Source organism: Pseudomonas sp. AC229, from assembly GCF_979254655.1.
On the sequence record NZ_CEEDHK010000011.1, the window covers coordinates 1 to 15536 of the forward strand.

Annotated in this window: 15 protein-coding genes; 10 read left to right on the forward strand and 5 right to left on the reverse strand. The window is 60.3% G+C overall.

Features of this window, described 5'->3' with window-relative positions; translation table 11 throughout:
- Positions 1 to 513 precede the first annotated feature (513 nt).
- Positions 514 to 1713, reverse strand: a complete 1200-nt coding sequence (gene tyrS / locus AC0IW7_RS15780) for a tyrosine--tRNA ligase (protein ID WP_471819269.1) — start codon at positions 1711 to 1713, stop codon at positions 514 to 516.
- A gap of 212 nt (positions 1714 to 1925) precedes the next feature.
- On the opposite strand from tyrS, the gene AC0IW7_RS15785 reads away from it, so the two are divergent.
- A complete protein-coding gene (locus AC0IW7_RS15785; RefSeq protein WP_471819271.1) occupies positions 1926 to 3347 on the forward strand; it encodes a peptidoglycan DD-metalloendopeptidase family protein in 1422 nt (473 codons plus the stop codon).
- A gap of 3 nt (positions 3348 to 3350) precedes the next feature.
- Positions 3351 to 4442, forward strand: a complete 1092-nt coding sequence (locus AC0IW7_RS15790; RefSeq protein WP_471819273.1) for an anhydro-N-acetylmuramic acid kinase — start codon at positions 3351 to 3353, stop codon at positions 4440 to 4442.
- Between the two features lie 54 nt (positions 4443 to 4496).
- On the opposite strand, the gene erpA is transcribed toward AC0IW7_RS15790, so the two are convergent.
- The gene (erpA, locus tag AC0IW7_RS15795) at positions 4497 to 4847 is read right to left on the reverse strand and encodes an iron-sulfur cluster insertion protein ErpA (protein ID WP_108099340.1); all 351 of its coding nucleotides are present in this window, start codon (positions 4845 to 4847) and stop codon (positions 4497 to 4499) included.
- A 127-nt stretch (positions 4848 to 4974) separates the two neighbouring features.
- Positions 4975 to 6009, reverse strand: coding sequence for an N-acetyl-gamma-glutamyl-phosphate reductase (argC, locus tag AC0IW7_RS15800; RefSeq protein ID WP_471819275.1), 1035 nt, complete (start codon positions 6007 to 6009; stop codon positions 4975 to 4977).
- A 197-nt stretch (positions 6010 to 6206) separates the two neighbouring features.
- Between argC and hemJ the strand changes: the two genes are divergently transcribed.
- From hemJ to AC0IW7_RS15825, 5 genes are all read left to right on the forward strand, one after another.
- Positions 6207 to 6632 carry a protoporphyrinogen oxidase HemJ gene (hemJ, locus tag AC0IW7_RS15805; RefSeq protein WP_471819277.1) on the forward strand — a complete coding sequence of 142 codons (426 nt, stop codon included), beginning with the start codon at positions 6207 to 6209 and terminating at the stop codon, positions 6630 to 6632.
- A gap of 65 nt (positions 6633 to 6697) precedes the next feature.
- The gene (locus AC0IW7_RS15810; protein WP_471819279.1) at positions 6698 to 7660 is read left to right on the forward strand and encodes an NAD(P)H-dependent flavin oxidoreductase; all 963 of its coding nucleotides are present in this window, start codon (positions 6698 to 6700) and stop codon (positions 7658 to 7660) included.
- The gene (locus AC0IW7_RS15815) at positions 7657 to 8922 is read left to right on the forward strand and encodes an alanine racemase (RefSeq protein ID WP_471819281.1); all 1266 of its coding nucleotides are present in this window, start codon (positions 7657 to 7659) and stop codon (positions 8920 to 8922) included. Before AC0IW7_RS15810 ends, AC0IW7_RS15815 begins: the two co-directional genes overlap by 4 nt.
- A 93-nt stretch (positions 8923 to 9015) precedes the next feature.
- Positions 9016 to 10128 (forward strand): DUF805 domain-containing protein, encoded by a 1113-nt coding sequence (locus AC0IW7_RS15820; RefSeq protein ID WP_471819282.1) that lies wholly within the window; start codon positions 9016 to 9018, stop codon positions 10126 to 10128.
- A gap of 42 nt (positions 10129 to 10170) precedes the next feature.
- The gene (locus tag AC0IW7_RS15825) at positions 10171 to 10962 is read left to right on the forward strand and encodes an SDR family NAD(P)-dependent oxidoreductase (RefSeq protein WP_471819284.1); all 792 of its coding nucleotides are present in this window, start codon (positions 10171 to 10173) and stop codon (positions 10960 to 10962) included.
- Here AC0IW7_RS15825 and AC0IW7_RS15830 read toward each other — a convergent pair.
- Positions 10959 to 12440 carry an AAA family ATPase gene (locus AC0IW7_RS15830; protein WP_471819286.1) on the reverse strand — a complete coding sequence of 494 codons (1482 nt, stop codon included), beginning with the start codon at positions 12438 to 12440 and terminating at the stop codon, positions 10959 to 10961. The genes AC0IW7_RS15825 and AC0IW7_RS15830 overlap by 4 nt on opposite strands.
- Before the next feature lie 95 nt (positions 12441 to 12535).
- On the opposite strand from AC0IW7_RS15830, the gene AC0IW7_RS15835 reads away from it, so the two are divergent.
- The 3 genes from AC0IW7_RS15835 (at position 12536) to coq7 (ending at position 14404) form a co-directional block, all read left to right on the forward strand.
- On the forward strand, positions 12536 to 12874 hold the full coding sequence (locus AC0IW7_RS15835) for a histidine triad nucleotide-binding protein (protein WP_122497348.1): 339 nt from the start codon (positions 12536 to 12538) through the stop codon (positions 12872 to 12874).
- Positions 12874 to 13674, forward strand: coding sequence for a formylglycine-generating enzyme family protein (locus AC0IW7_RS15840; protein WP_471819288.1), 801 nt, complete (start codon positions 12874 to 12876; stop codon positions 13672 to 13674). The genes AC0IW7_RS15835 and AC0IW7_RS15840 overlap by 1 nt, the downstream gene beginning before the upstream one ends.
- A gap of 82 nt (positions 13675 to 13756) precedes the next feature.
- Positions 13757 to 14404 carry a 2-polyprenyl-3-methyl-6-methoxy-1,4-benzoquinone monooxygenase gene (gene coq7, locus AC0IW7_RS15845; RefSeq protein ID WP_471819290.1) on the forward strand — a complete coding sequence of 216 codons (648 nt, stop codon included), beginning with the start codon at positions 13757 to 13759 and terminating at the stop codon, positions 14402 to 14404.
- A gap of 222 nt (positions 14405 to 14626) precedes the next feature.
- Here coq7 and speD read toward each other — a convergent pair whose 3' ends face one another.
- Positions 14627 to 15421, reverse strand: coding sequence for an adenosylmethionine decarboxylase (gene speD, locus AC0IW7_RS15850; protein ID WP_463540896.1), 795 nt, complete (start codon positions 15419 to 15421; stop codon positions 14627 to 14629).
- Positions 15422 to 15536 lie beyond the last annotated feature (115 nt).

Here is a 15536-nt window from a genome sequence, read left to right on the forward strand (position 1 = left end):
CTTGGCTCAGCAATCGCAAAAAACTCTCAAATTAACGAGTGTTACTTGTGATGCTGATAATCTGGTGACTATCAGTCTTACCTCACAAGCACCCACACGAATTGCTTGATTCAGTTGTTAAAGAACAGTTGGTTAAGCCTTTCGTCTCAACCGAGGCGCGCATTCTACAGCAGCCTCTTATTCCGTCAAGCGATTTCGAAAATTTCTTTTCAAACTCAACCGCTTGCGCTTCAGATCAACTTCAGTCTCTCGTCAGCGGGAGGCGAATTCTACAGCGTTTCAAACCGCTGTCAACCACCTCATTTACCGCCTTTCGATCAACTTACTCGACCGACCAACAAGACCGAACCTCAACCTTGTCAGCCCGGCGCATTCTACGCAGATCGCTCTGCTTTGCAACCCTCAATTTCTACCTAACCTATTGATTAGAAATAACTTTTAGGAGCCTTCCGCGCCGGAAGAGGTGCGCATTATAAGCACCCAGGAAAAGCCGTCAAGGCATTATTTGACCTTTTACTCAGCTTTCAGCGTAACGCGAGCAAAAGCCTTTTTGCCGGCCTGACAAACATGCGTTGCGCCGACCTTATATATAAAGGTGCGATCAACAACTTCGCCATCAATGCGCACACTGCCGGCATTCAGCAGATCACGGGCGCCTGCTGCGTTCTTCACCAGCCCCGCCTTATTAAGGAGGGAAGCGATCGGCAGATCTTCGCCCGAGACAACCTCAACCTCAGGCAAGTCATCTGGCAGCTCGCCCTCTTTCATTCGGTTGCCAGCAGAGCGGTGCGCGTTGGCAGCCGCCTCCTCGCCATGGAAGCGCGCGACGATTTCCTCGGCCAGTTTGATTTTGACGTCACGCGGATTCGCGCCCGCAACAACCTCAGCCTTGAACGTTTCAATTTCTTCCATTGAGCGGAAGCTGAGCAGCTCGAAGTACCGCCACATCAGCGAGTCCGGGATCGAAACCAGCTTGTTGTACATAACCCCCGGCGCTTCCTGGATGCCGACGTAGTTGCCCAGCGATTTGGACATCTTCTTCACGCCATCCAACCCTTCCAGCAACGGCATGGTCAGGATGGTTTGCGCTTCTTGCCCATAAGCACGTTGCAGCTCGCGCCCCATCAGCAAGTTGAATTTCTGATCGGTGCCGCCGAGCTCAACGTCCGCCTTCAACGCAACCGAGTCGTAACCCTGGACCAGCGGATAAAGAAACTCGTGAATCGCAATCGGCTGATTTGCGGTGTAACGCTTACTGAAGTCATCACGCTCAAGCATCCGCGCCACGGTGTATTGCGAAGCAAGGCGGATGAAGTCGGCCGGGGTCAACTGATCCATCCAGGTGGAGTTTAACGCCACCTCGGTTTTTGCCGGATCAAGAATCTTGAAGACCTGAGCCTTGTAGGTTTCAGCGTTATCCAGCACTTGCTCACGGGTGAGCGGTGGACGAGTGGCGCTCTTGCCGCTGGGGTCACCAATCATGCCGGTGAAGTCGCCAATGAGGAACACAACCTGATGCCCCAACTCTTGAAACTGGCGCAGCTTATTAATAAGCACGGTATGGCCAAGGTGCAGGTCCGGCGCGGTCGGGTCGAAACCAGCCTTAATGCGCAGCGGCTGACCGCGCTTCAGTTTCTCGACCAACTCAGCCTCGACCAACACCTCTTCTGCACCGCGCTTGATCAGCGCCAGCTGCTCTTCAACCGACTTCATACCCGCCCCGCTACCACCTGATTTTCGAAGGGAACCAACCATACAAGATCACCAACTAATTACAAGTTTGTGCCTGCCGCTTATTCCTACGCTAAAACCCAGAAAACCGTAGGCTTGCCTCGGGGTGATTTTGGTTATATTTTATACAGTTATTTCATATTCATGATTTTCTTCATCTCTTCTTTTCATCTTTTCAAAGTCAAAATCACCTTATGACCTCTATTTCTAAAGCGCCTCCGCCGTATCCAAAAAGTCATCTGCTTGCGGCCAGCGGCATTGCCGCCCTTCTAAGCCTTGCATTGCTGGTGTTTCCCTCTCGAGAAGTTGAAGCAAAAAAAACCACGCTTAATCTCGACCTCAACGCTAGTGAACAGCTTGAAACCAATCCAAGCGAACAGCAGCCACGCCTGCCAGGCGAGACGTCGGCGTCGCCTTTTGCTCAAGTTGACCCACAGAACTCCGAGACACAACAAGCCGAGCAGCCTGCAGAAAGGCAGCAAGCTCCAGTTGCAGTGGCCGCGCCGGTAGATCCCTACACCAAGCTCATCACCGTGGCGAACGGGGACACCCTATCGACCGTTTTCCAGAAGGCTGGCCTGACACCCGCTCACCTCCACGAAGCGCTGAGCAGCAGCAACGACGCCAAGCGTTTCGGCCAGCTAAAGATCGGCCAGGTGCTTGAGGTCAAGCTCACCCAAGACGGCGGCTTGCAGCACCTGCAAAGCAAACTCAGCGACCTGGAAACGATCACGCTGGCAAAAACCGACAAAGGCTTTGAGTTCAAACGCGAGCTGACCAAGCCCACTATCCGCACCGCCTACGCGCATGGCGTCATCGACAGCTCTCTTTTCGTATCGGCCAAGCGCGCCGGCCTGTCGCATAACATGACGATGGATTTGGCGAACGTGTTCGGCTACGACATCGATTTCGCGCAAGACCTTCGTGAAGGCGACGAATTCGAAGTGATCTACGAGCAGAAGGTGGTGAATGACAAGAAGGTCGGCGACGGCAACATCCTCGCCGCTCGCTTCGTAAACCGTGGCAAACCTTTCACCGCGGTCCGTTACACCAGCAAACAAGGCTCCACCAGCTACTACACAGCTGACGGCAACAGTATGCGCAAGGCGTTTATCCGCACGCCGGTGGACTTCGCCCGCATCAGCTCGCGTTTTTCGATGGGTCGGTTCCATCCGATTCTGAACAAGATTCGCGCCCACAAAGGCGTGGATTACGCCGCTCCGAGAGGCACGCCCATCAAAGCAGCCGGCGACGGTCGCGTGCAGCTGGCGGGCCGCCGTGGTGGTTACGGCAACACCATCATCATTCAGCACAACAAAACTTACACCACGCTGTACGGCCATATGCAGGGCTTCGCCAAAGGCATCAAAACCGGCAGCATGGTCAAGCAAGGGCAAGTAATCGGCTATATCGGCACCACCGGCCTGTCGACCGGCCCGCACCTACACTATGAATTTCAGGTCAATGGCCAGCACGTCGACCCACTGAGCCAGAAGCTGGCCATGGCAGACCCGATTTCCGGCCCAGATAAAGCGCGCTTCATGCAAATGAGCAAACCGCTGATGGCGCAGATGGATCAAGAAAAGGCCACCATGCTGGCCTTGAACAAGCGTTAAGCCGTGCCGCGCTATATAGGAGTGATGTCCGGAACCAGCCTCGATGGGCTGGACATCGCTCTGATCGACCAAAGCGACACCACTACCCTTCTCGCCACTCGCTACCTGCCCATGCCGGACAACCTGCGTGCCGACTTGCTAACGCTTTGCAGCGCCGGCCCGGACGAGTTGGCCCGAAGCGCAGTCGCCGAAAACCAGTGGGCGCATCTCGCAGCTGACGGCATCCACGCGATGCTTAACGAACAGCAACTCACACCAAACGATATCCGCGCCATCGGCAGCCACGGCCAAACGGTTCGGCATGAACCCGCGCGCGGCTTCACCATTCAGATCGGCAACCCGGCACTTCTCACCGAGCTGACCGGCATCACCGTCGTCGCCGATTTCCGCCGGCGCGACGTCGCCGCCGGCGGCCAAGGCGCGCCTTTGGTTCCCGCGTTCCACGATGCGCTGTTCAGCGACGGGCTCAGCCGTCAGGCCATCCTCAACGTCGGCGGCTTCAGCAACCTCAGCCTGCTTGATCCGCAGCAGCCGGTGCACGGCTTCGACTCTGGCCCTGGAAACGTGCTGATGGACGCCTGGATTAGTCGTCACCAGGGCGTAAGTTACGACCGCAATGGCGATTGGGCAGCAAGCGGCACGGTGTCTGACGCGCTACTCGGTGCGCTCTTGAGCGACCCGTTCTTCACGACCAAAGGCCCAAAGAGCACCGGGCGTGAGCTATTCAACCTGCCGTGGCTGGACCAACACCTGAGCGAGCGCCCAACCATCAGCCCGGCGGATGTGCAGGCCACGCTGCTAGAGATGACGGCACAGAGCATCGTCGGCGCGCTGACCAATGTCCAGCAGAATACGGAACGGCTTCTGGTCTGCGGCGGAGGGGCCCGCAACCTTACGTTGATGAAACGCCTCGGCGAATTGCTGCCGGGCTGCAGCGTGCAGAGCACGGATGAGCACGGCGTGCCAGCCGACTGGGTAGAGGCCATGGCATTCGCCTGGCTTGCCCATTGCTGCCTGGAAAACACTCCCAGCAATCGCCCAAGCGTCACCGGAGCCAAAGGCCTGCGGGTGCTAGGCGCCATTTACCCGGCCTAATTGCAGAAACGAAAACGCCGCGCAATCGCGCGGCGTCGTTGTAGCAACCATTACTCAGATCGAGAAGGAAGATCCGCAGCCGCACGTGGTCGTTGCGTTCGGGTTCTTGATCACGAAACGCGAACCTTCCAGGCCTTCCTGATAATCAACTTCCGCACCTGCCAGGTACTGGAAGCTCATCGGATCGACCACCAGGCTTACGCCTTCGCGCTCAACGATGGTGTCGTCATCGGCAACTTCTTCATCGAAGGTGAAGCCGTATTGGAAGCCGGAGCAACCGCCACCGGTGACGAACACACGCAATTTCAGACGTGGATTGCCTTCCTCATCGACCAGGTTTTTGACCTTGTTCGCCGCGCCGTGCGTGAATTGCAGCGGAGTGGGGGTGAAGGATTCGACGCTCATGCTGTCTTTCTCCCGGCCAGTGGCCGACGTGTTACTTGGGGACGCGAGCATTATCCGCTTCCCCTACCAAAATGGTCAACTATTGAACGGCGACCGCCAGCTGCATGCCGCTCGGTCGCTTGGTCTATTACGGCAGCAACGCAGCGTGGGACAGGCCCAAACGCTCGTCCAGCCCAAACAGAATGTTCATGTTCTGTACGGCCTGGCCCGACGCGCCTTTGACCAGGTTGTCGATCACCGACAGCACCACCACCAAGTCACCACCTTGTGGGCGGTGCACTGCGATACGGCAGACGTTAGCACCGCGTACGCTGCGCGTTTCCGGGTGGCTACCGGCCGGCATCACATCCACAAACGGCTCGTTGGCGTACCGCTTTTCAAACAATTCCTGCAGATTGACGGACTTATCCGTCACCGTGGCGTACAGCGTGGAGTGGATGCCGCGAATCATCGGCGTCAGGTGCGGCACGAAGGTCAGGCCCACTTCACCGCCCGCAGCGCGCCGCAGGCCTTGGCTGATTTCCGGCAGATGGCGATGACCTTTTACCGAATACGCCATCATGCTTTCGCCGGCTTCGCAGAATAGCGAGCCCACTTTCGCGCCGCGTCCGGCACCGCTAACACCGGATTTGCAGTCAGCGATCAAGCGGCTGTTATCGGCCAAACCGGCTTCCAGCAAGGGAAGAAAACCCAGCTGTGTGGCGGTCGGGTAGCAGCCGGGCACTGCGATCAGGCGAGCTGTTTTGATTTGCTCACGGTTCACTTCCGGTAGCCCGTACACCGCTTCGCCCAACAGATCCGGCGCGCCGTGGGGCTGGCCGTACCACTTGGCCCACTCCTCGGCATCTTGCAAACGGAAGTCAGCCGACAGGTCGATCACCTTGGTGCCTGCCGCCAGCAATTCGCCGGCCAGGGCATGGGCGACGCCGTGCGGGGTGGCGAAGAACACCACATCGCACGCACCCAGGGTGGCGGGGTCCGGAACGGTAAAGCTGAGGTTGTCGTAATGACCGCGCAGGTTCGGGTACATCTCATCGACGCGGGTGCCCGCTTCCGAGCGCGAGGTGATGACCACCACCTCAGCCTGTGGATGCTGTGCCAACAGGCGCAACAACTCGACCCCGGTGTAGCCTGTGCCGCCGACGATACCGACCTTGACCATCACGAACCCCCTGTAAAACTGAATGCCCACTGCGCAACAGCGCTGCAGTCCTCCCCGAGTCGGGGAAAGCTGCCGATGATACGGCTGCATCCGTCAACGGCCAACCGCCTTGGTGACGTATGACCGGGATAACCTGTTTAATACGGCCAATTCAGGCGCTCAACCGCCGCTTCCTTCCTCCGCTCAGGAAACCCCGAATGCTCTACCTTTGGGTCAAGGCCTTTCACATCATCGCCATGGTTTGTTGGTTCGCCGGGCTGTTCTACCTTCCCCGCCTGTTCGTCTATCACGCCATGAGCGAAGACAACGTCAGCAAAGAACGCTTCTGCGTGATGGAGCGCAAGCTTTATCGCGGCATCATGACGCCCTCCATGCTCGCCACCGTTGGCCTTGGCATTTGGCTGCTGTGGCTCAATCCCAGCCTGCTCAGCCAAGGCTGGATGCACGCCAAGCTGACCCTGGTGGTGGCGCTGATCGGCTATCACCATCTGTGCGGCGCCATGCGCAAACGCTTCGCTGCCGGGCAGCAAAGCCGCAGCCACGTGTTTTATCGGTGGTTTAACGAAGCGCCGGTGCTGGCCTTGCTGGCTATCGTCATTCTGGTGGTCGTGCGTCCGTTCTAACTGCCTCCGTTGTAACTGCCACCGCTGCTGCCGCAGCACCCATGCGACCGATTTGGAGAACGCCCATGTCTTTGCCCGCCCTGCTCGAACAACGCCTACGTTTACCGGTAGTTGCTGCACCAATGTTTCTGGTCTCCAACCCGCAACTGGTATTGGCGTGCTGTAACAACGGCATCGTTGGCAGCTTCCCCGCGCTGAATCAACGCGAGAGCAGCGGTTTCAAAGCCTGGCTGGACGAGATTAACGCAGGCTTGAGCAGCGACGCCGCGCCTTACGCCGTCAACCTCATCGTGCACAACACCAACCCGCGCCTGCAGGCCGATCTGGCCATCTGCGTGGAGCAGCGCGTGCCCATCGTCATCACCAGCCTCGGTGCAGTAAAAGAAGTGGTCGACGCGGTGCACAGCTACGGCGGTCTGGTATTCCACGACGTCACCACCCGCCGCCATGCCGAGAAAGCCGCCGAGGCCGGCGTCGATGGTCTGATTGCCGTCGCGGCTGGCGCCGGCGGTCATGCCGGAACGTGGAGTCCCTTTGCCCTGGTCGCAGAAATTCGCCAGTTCTTCGACAAAACCGTGCTGCTGGCCGGCTGCCTCAACCACGGCCATGAAATTCTGGCCGCGCAAATGCTCGGGGCCGACCTCGCTTACCTCGGCACCCGCATGATCGCCGTTAAGGAAAACGACGCGCCGCAGGCCTACAAAGACATGATCCTCGGCGCCAAAGCTGCCGACATCGTGCACACGCCCGCTGTCTCTGGCGTGCCCGCCAGCTTTATGCGCCAGAGCCTGGAGCAAGGCGGCTTTGACCTGGCCAAGCTGCAAGACAAGGGCGCGGTGAACTACGGCGAAAAGCTCAAACCCATCAACGACGAAGCCAAAGCCTGGAAAACCGTGTGGTCGGCCGGCCAAGGCGTGGGCGACATCAACGACCTGCCCAGCGTCGCTGAGCTGATTCAGCGCCTGGACAGCGAATACCGCGCCGCCCAGCAACGCACCGTGCAACTGGGTCAGCGCTGGCCGCGATGAACCGTCGCCACCTGCTGGGCCTGGGCGCACTGGGCCTGCTGGGGGCCTGGGCCGCGCGTCCAGGCGACAACGGCCGCCCTTACGACGACTACTTCGCCACGCTCAACCGCCTGCTGAAACAGGACGGCGGCGGCGTGCCGCAGTTGGTGGTCGACATGCAACGCCTGGACGCCAACGCCGAGTTGCTGGCCCAGCGGCTAGGCCCGGCGCTGCCATTGCGTCTGGTCGCCAAGTCACTGGCCAGCGATGGCTTGCTCGGCTATCTCGCGCAAAAACTCGCCACGCGGCGCTTTATGGTCTTCCACCAGCCGCAGCTCAATGGCCTGGCTCGGTTGTTTGCTGATGCCGACTTGCTCGTCGGCAAGCCACTGCCGGTGAGTGCGGCATTGAGCTTATATCAGCAACCGGACGCCGCCTCGTCCTTCGAGCCGACGCGCCAAGTCACCTGGCTCATCGACACGCCGCAGCGTCTGCAGCAATACGCCGACCTGGCTGCGGCCCTCAAGCAACCACTGCAAGTCGCTTTGGAAATCGACATCGGCCTGGCGCGCGGCGGCTTCTCGACCCCGCAGGCACTAGGCGAGGCGCTCGCTAGGCTGCGCACCCATCATGCTGACTTACGCCTACGCGGCCTAATGGGCTATGACGCCCACGTCGCGCACTCGCCGCCGTGGGTCGGCCGCGACCGCGCGTTCGCCGACAGCAATGCCCGCTACCGCGCCTTTCTCGCCGCCGCGCAAACCTTCACCGACCTCTGGCCCGCTCAGCCCTTGCTCAATGGCGGCGGCAGCCTGACGTACGCGCTGCACGCGCGCGGCGATACGCCGCTGAACGAGGTGGCCGTCGGTTCGGCCTTGCTGAAACCCAGCGAGTTCGACACCGACTTGCTCAGCGGTCACACGCCCGCCCTGTGGATCGCCACCCCGGTGCTCAAAGCGCAGGCCGGCGAATTGCCCTATTTGAGCGGTATGCAAACTGCGCTGCAGACCTGGGACCGCAACCGCCAACAGGCCTACTACTTATACGGCGGTCGCTGGCCGGCCGAACCGGTCGCCCCCGCCGGGCTGAGCTACGACAGTTTGTTCGGTCGCAGCGCCAACCAAGAGCGGGTGAACGGCTCGCGGGCCACAGACCTGCACGTCGACGACTGGGTGTTCCTGCGTCCGCAACTCAGCGAAGGCCTCATGGACGACTTCAGCGCCCTGCGTCTGCTGCGCAATAACCGCTTCGTGGGGCGCTGGTTGCCAGAAAACATGGGCTGAAGCGTGATGCGCATCACGCGCGCGCTTGTCTGAACCTCACTCGGGCCAGTACGCTGTGCCCACTTCATCTCTAGTGCTGACAGGGACGTACGAATGACCGATCCACGCTTCAAAATCGTGTTCACCGGCGAACTGATGCCGGCGGCGGCATTGGATGCCGTCAAAGACAACCTGGCCCGCCTGTTCAAGAGCGACCGCGACAAAATTGACGCGCTATTCACCGGCAACCCGGTGGCGCTCAAACGCGACCTCACCGAAGCCGAAGCGGACAAATACGTCACGGCGCTGCAGAACGCAGGCGCCAAGGTTTACAAAGAGGCTGACCTGGCTTCCAGCCTCAGCCTGGTGGAAACCGACGACCACCGCACCACGCCTGCCGAGCCCACCGAAGAAACCACGCGCATGACCTGCCCCAAGTGTGGCCATGAGCAAGCCAAGGCCATCGAGTGCAGCGCGTGCGGCATCGTGATCGACAAATACGTTGCCCGTCAGACCCAACTGGCCGAAACCGCTCCCGTTGTGCCAGCGCCGAGCGTGGGCGCAGCAGCCGTTGCCACCGCGTCGCCTTACGCCACGCCGCAGGCTCAGGTGGGCGAAACCCTGCCGGAGTATTGCGAGCTGAACCTGTTCGGCATCGAAGGGCGAATCGGCCGCGTGCGCTATCTGGGCTGGAGCATGGGCCTGACCTTGCTGGCTCTGCCGGTGCTCGGCCTCGTCTTCGCCGGCGCCATGATGATCTCGCAAGTGCTCGCCATCGGCCTGATGGTGATCGGCTGGATCGCCTTGATGGTGGTCAGCGTCGGTTTCGGCGCCAAACGCTTGCACGACCTGGGCTGGTCCGCCTGGTTGCTCTTGCTGCTGCTGGTCCCGATTGTCGGCAGCGTTTTCCCGTTGCTCATGCTTATTTTGCCGGGCACGCCTGGCGCCAACCGCTACGGCTCCCCGCCTCCGCCTAACAGCAAAGGCGTGGTGGTTATGGCGTGGTCAATGCTGATACTGCCAGTGGTGATCGGCATCCTGGCCGCGATTGCCATTCCGCAGTACCAGAGCTATATCCAGGGCACTGAGGATTCCAGCTACGCGCAGCCTTACTCCGACGAAGACAGCGAAGAAAGCGCCGAGCCGTCTGCCGATTACGCCGAACCTGCCGAGCCGGTCGAAGTACCGGTCGAGCCAGCCGAAGACGCTGAGTCTGGCGAAGAGTAAGCACGCACCGTTGCACATCCCACTCGCCGCGCGGAGAACGTTATGCCCCGTTATGCATTGGTAACCGGGGCCTCCAGCGGCATCGGTCTGGCCTTGGCGGAAGCCCTGGCCAGACGCGGTCGGAACCTGATTCTGGTGGCCCGCCAGCGCGACGTACTTGAAAGCGTCGCCTGTGAGTTCACTCAGCGCTTCGGCGTCGAGGTGCTGTTTCGCACCTGCAACCTCGCCCACCCCACCCAACTCACCGGCCTGATCCTTGAACTGGAACAGGGCGAGCTGCCTATCGACCTTTTGGTCAACAACGCCGGCCTCGGCACATCAGGCCCATTCCTGGACAGCGATTGGGGCCGCGAACAGCAGCAGCTAGAAGTTAACGTGCTGGCCCTCACCCGCCTCAGCCACGCCCTCGGCAACAGCATGGCCGCGCTAGGCGGTGGGCAAATTCTGAACGTGGCGTCGATCGCCGCATTTCAGCCTGGCCCCTGGATGAGCAGTTACTACGCCAGCAAGGCGTTCGTGCTGCACTTTTCCGAAGGCCTGCGTGAGGAAATGAAAGGACGCGGCATTAAGGTATCGGTGCTCTGCCCCGGCCCCACGCGCACCGCGTTTTTTCGCGACGCCAACATGGAGGTCAGCAAGCTGGCGAACAGCAAGTTGATGATGAGCCCAGAGGAATTGGCGCTCTACACCGTGCGGGCGCTGGAGAAAAACCGCGCGTTGATCATTCCCGGCTGGCGCAACCGACTGATCGCCAGAAGCTCACGATTCGCCCCGCGCTGGCTGGTGCGCAAGCTGGCCGGCGTGGTCAACAAGCGCTTCAGTCGCCAGCCTTAACCCGCTGAAACCGTACGCCCCGACGCCCACGCGCGAAGCGCCGCCAGGTCTTCGGCCATCACCACCGACAACGGCGCCGTGCTGCTGATGTTACGCAGCAGCAAAGCCTGGTCGACCGCCTGTTGCTGTGCCTGGCCGGCGTACAGCGCACTGACCACCACTTGCTCGATTTCCGCGCCAGTAAACCCGTCGCTCACGGTCGCCAGTTGCGGCAAGTCGAAGGCGTTAGGGTCCAGCTCGCGACGCAGCAGGTGGATGCGGAAAATGTCGGCACGGGTCTCCGCGTCGGGCAGGTCGACGAAAAATAGCTCGTCGAAACGTCCCTTGCGCACCAACTCTGGCGGCAGGCGGTCGATGGCATTGGCGGTCGCGACCATAAACACAGGCGCTTTGCGTTCGGCCATCCAGGTCAGCAAGGTGCCGAGCACGCGTTGGCTGACGCCGCCGTCCTGATCACCGCTAGCCAGGCCTTTCTCCACTTCATCCATCCACAGCACGCATGGCGCCATCTGCTCGGCCAGGCGCAGCGCTTCGCGCAGGTTGCGCTCGGTTTCCCCGAAGAATTTGTTGTACAGGCAGGCGAAGTCCAAACGCAGCAACGGCAACCCCCACAGCCCGGCAACCGCTTTGGCCGCCAGGCTTTTACCGCCGCCTTGTACCCCGACCAGCAGCATGCCCTTGGGCAAATCGGCGGCCTTGCCGGCGAGAAAAATGTCCTGCCGCTCAGCCAACCAGCGCTTGAGATTGAGCAAGCCGCCGACTTCGGCGAAGCGCGCGGTGTCGTGCTCGAAACTGAGTACGCCTTCGAGGTCGAGCAGTTTGAATTTGGTTTTGTTCAGCTCTGGCAGGTCTTCCTGAGTGATCGCGCCGTCATTGCAGATAACCCCGCGCGCCAGCACCCGCGCTTCGGCGTGACTCATGCCGCGAAGGTTTTTCACCACCTGCTGCAACGTGCGGTTATCAGTACGCACGCGGGCACCACGGTTGCGCTCGCTCCAGCGGCCCGCCTCCTCGCGCACGATGGCCAGCAACTCGTCTTCCGATGGCAACGCCAGGCTGAAGCGCGCTGCGTAGCGCTGAACTTCCGGTGGCAACTTCAAGGCGTGAGACACCAACACCACCGTGGGTTTGTGCGCGCCCTCGGCCATGGCAATTTCTTTAAGCAGCCGCACCAACTTGGGGTTGTCCTCCATAAAGGGATGCAGGTCGCACAGCACGTAAAGATTGGGCATGGGGTCGTGCTTGATCAGGCGCAGGGCCGCTTCCGGCTCGAAGCTCGGCGCGTCACCCTGCGGGTCGCCGCCAAAGCCAAGCTTCTGCATGCCCTCGGTGACCGCCCAGGTGAACAAGCCCAGCCCGCGTTTCACCGCCAGGCTGGTGAGGGTTTCCATCACACGCTGCTCGTCCCAGGACTCGATCACCACCAGCTTCACCTTGGAATCAAGCACCAGCCCCAAGTCATGGATATCGTTCTTCACACCTGCTCCCTATCGTTGCCCGCCGCACGCGCACTCGCGGTGCCGCACCGGCCTGGTTAAACTCCGGCTTCCTATCGCCAGCTGGAGACCTGTCCGTGGACTGTCTGTTCTGCAAGATCGTCGCCGGGGACATTCCCGCGCGCAAGCTCTATGAAGACGACCATGTTGTCGCGTTTCACGATATTGGCCCGCAAGCGCCCGTGCATTTTCTGGTGATTCCGAAAAAACACATCGCCACGCTCAATCACCTCACCGAAGACGACAGCGCCCTGACCGGCCATATGCTGTTCACCGCCCAGCGCCTGGCCAAAGAACAGGGCTGCGAGCAAGGCTTTCGCGTGGTGATGAACTGCAACGAAGATGGCGGGCAAACCGTCTTCCACATCCACATGCATGTGTTGGGCAAACGCCAACTGGCCTGGCCGCCGGGCTGATGCGCCGTTTCCTATTTGGGCTGGCGGCGCTGGTCGCCGGTCACGCTCATGCCGTTGAAGCGTTTCACGACATCCTTGCCAACAACGAACCCGGGCCAGAGCTGGTTGTGGTGCCGGCGGGCCAATTCGTATTCGGCGACAGCAGTGGGCGCGGCAACTACAACGAGCACCCTGCGCAGTCGATCACCATTGATAAACCCTTCGCCATCGGCCGCTTCGAGCTGACCTTCGCCGATTGGCAGCGCTACGCCAGCGCGACCGGCAAAGCGCTGCCAGACAACGAGGGGTGGGGCTTGTCTGACCAGCGGCCGGTGATTCACGTGTCCTGGTTTGATGTGCAGAGTTACCTGCAATGGCTGTCGAAAAGCACCGGACACCGCTATCGCTTGCCCACCGAAGCCGAATGGGAATACGCGGCCCGAGGTGGCAGCAGCACGTTTTACTGGTGGGGCGAGCAGCTCGACAGCCCGGAAGACCAACCGCGCGCCCATTGCCGGGGCTGCGGTTCGCCGCGTTCTGAGCAATACAAAACCAGCCAGGTCGGCCAGTTCGCGCCCAACGCCTTCGGCCTGTACGACACGGCCGGCAATGTGTGGGAATGGACGGCCTCGCGGTTTGTCACACCTTTTGATGGCAGCGAGCAACAGGTTGCCGGGCCGCTGGACCAAAGCCCCCGCGTGGTCCGTGGCGGCGCGTGGAACAGCGGGCCCACGTATCTGCGCAGTAGCTTCCGTGACCTGAAGCAGCCGGGCACCGACGACTATGCTCTAGGTTTCCGCGTGCTCCGCGAACTGCCCTAAGTAAGACGGCGCGCCTTGCCAGCCGCCCGTCTAGCAGAGGAATTGGAGTAAACTGCCCGCAGACTTTTCCGGAGGTAATCCTATGACTACCGAACGCCACTACTCCCCCGTCGACCGCCTGTTGCTGCAAGCCGACGCCGCGCTGCGCACGTTGCTGCCGTTTAGCGGCCATCCGTATCGCCCCTCGCCCGGCCTGAACCAGCCGGACACCGAGCTGAGCCGCGACGACACCCGCCACGTTGCCGGCCTGATGCGCGTCAACCACACCGGCGAGGTATGCGCCCAGGCGCTGTACCAGGGCCAGGCGCTGACCGCCAAGTTGCCCCATGTACGCAAAGCCATGGAGCACGCCGCCGAAGAAGAGATCGACCATCTCGCCTGGTGCGAACAACGCATCCGCGAACTCGGCAGCCACACCAGCATTCTCAATCCGGTGTTCTACGGTTTGTCGTTTGGTGTTGGCGCGGTTGCCGGCTTGATCAGCGACAAAGTCAGCCTCGGCTTTGTCGCCGCCACTGAAGATCAGGTGTGCAAGCATCTGGACGAGCACCTGACGCAGATTCCCGCCGAAGACGAAAAGTCGCGGGCGATTCTGGAGCAAATGCTCACCGACGAAGCGCAGCATTCGGCCAGCGCCCTGGATGCCGGTGGCTTCCGGTTTCCGGCGCCGGTGAAGTTCGGGATGAGCGTGTTGTCGAAGGTGATGACCAAAAGTACGTATCGGATCTAATTTCCTGCAGCATAAAAAAGGCCGTTCACTGAACGGCCTTTTCTTTTGTCTGTTTTTGACCTTTCGATCTCAGCGACTCATGCAAATCCAGAACGAGCGAACTAGAACGGGGCAAGGCCAAGACGGCCCGGGCAAAAACGTTTTTTGAAGCGCAGTGGGCTGTAGCCCATGAGCAGTCAAAAAACGTTTTTAACGCAGCCCCGCCGACGCGCAGCCGTTCGCTTAGCCCACCATGTTCCTGGCGTAGAAGATCTCTAGCATCTCGTGCTTGACCCGCTTGGTAACCGTCTCGCGCTGTTCGGCCGACAGGTTCTGCGTGGCGTCGCCAAACAGGTAGTTATCCAGCTCGAACTCTTTGAGCAGCATCTTGGTGTGGAACAGGTTCTCTTGGTACACGTTCACGTCGGTCATTTGATAGGCCGCTTGCGTGTCGTCCGAGAGGTAGTTCTGGATCGAGTTGATCTCGTGGTCGATGAAGTGCTTCTTGCCCTGCACGTCGCGGGTAAAGCCGCGGACGCGGTAGTCGACGGTGACGATGTCGGAGTCGAACTGGTGAATCAGGTAATTGAGCGCCTTGAGCGGTGAAATTACGCCGCAGGTCGACACGTCGATGTCCACACGGAACGTCGCGATGCCATCTACCGGATGAATTTCCGGGTAGGTGTGCACGGTAATGTGGCTTTTATCCAAGTGCGCAAGGATGGTATCGGGCAGCGGGCCGGGGGATTCCTCGATCTGGCTGTCAGTCGGGGTAACCGGTTGCTCGGAGATCAGAATGGTCACGCTCGCGCCTTGCGGATCGTAATCCTGGCGGGCGATGTTGAGGATATTGGCACCAATAATGTCGACAACATCCGTGAGAATCTGCGTCAGCCGCGCTGCGTCGTACTCGGTATTGATGTACTGAACGTAGGCCTGCTGGTCTTCCGGCGTTTCCGCGTAGCAGATGTCATAAATGTTGAAGCTCAAGGTCTTCGTCAGGTTATTGAACCCGTGGAGCTTGAGTTTGCTTTTCACCGTTAGGAACTCTCTTTTTAACGATGCGGCGTGGCCGCGTGATCGAGCATGCCCGTCAGTTGTGAACGACACAGCTGCGTAGGACGGTTAACACCTCTTCGCTTTGGCGATTTTG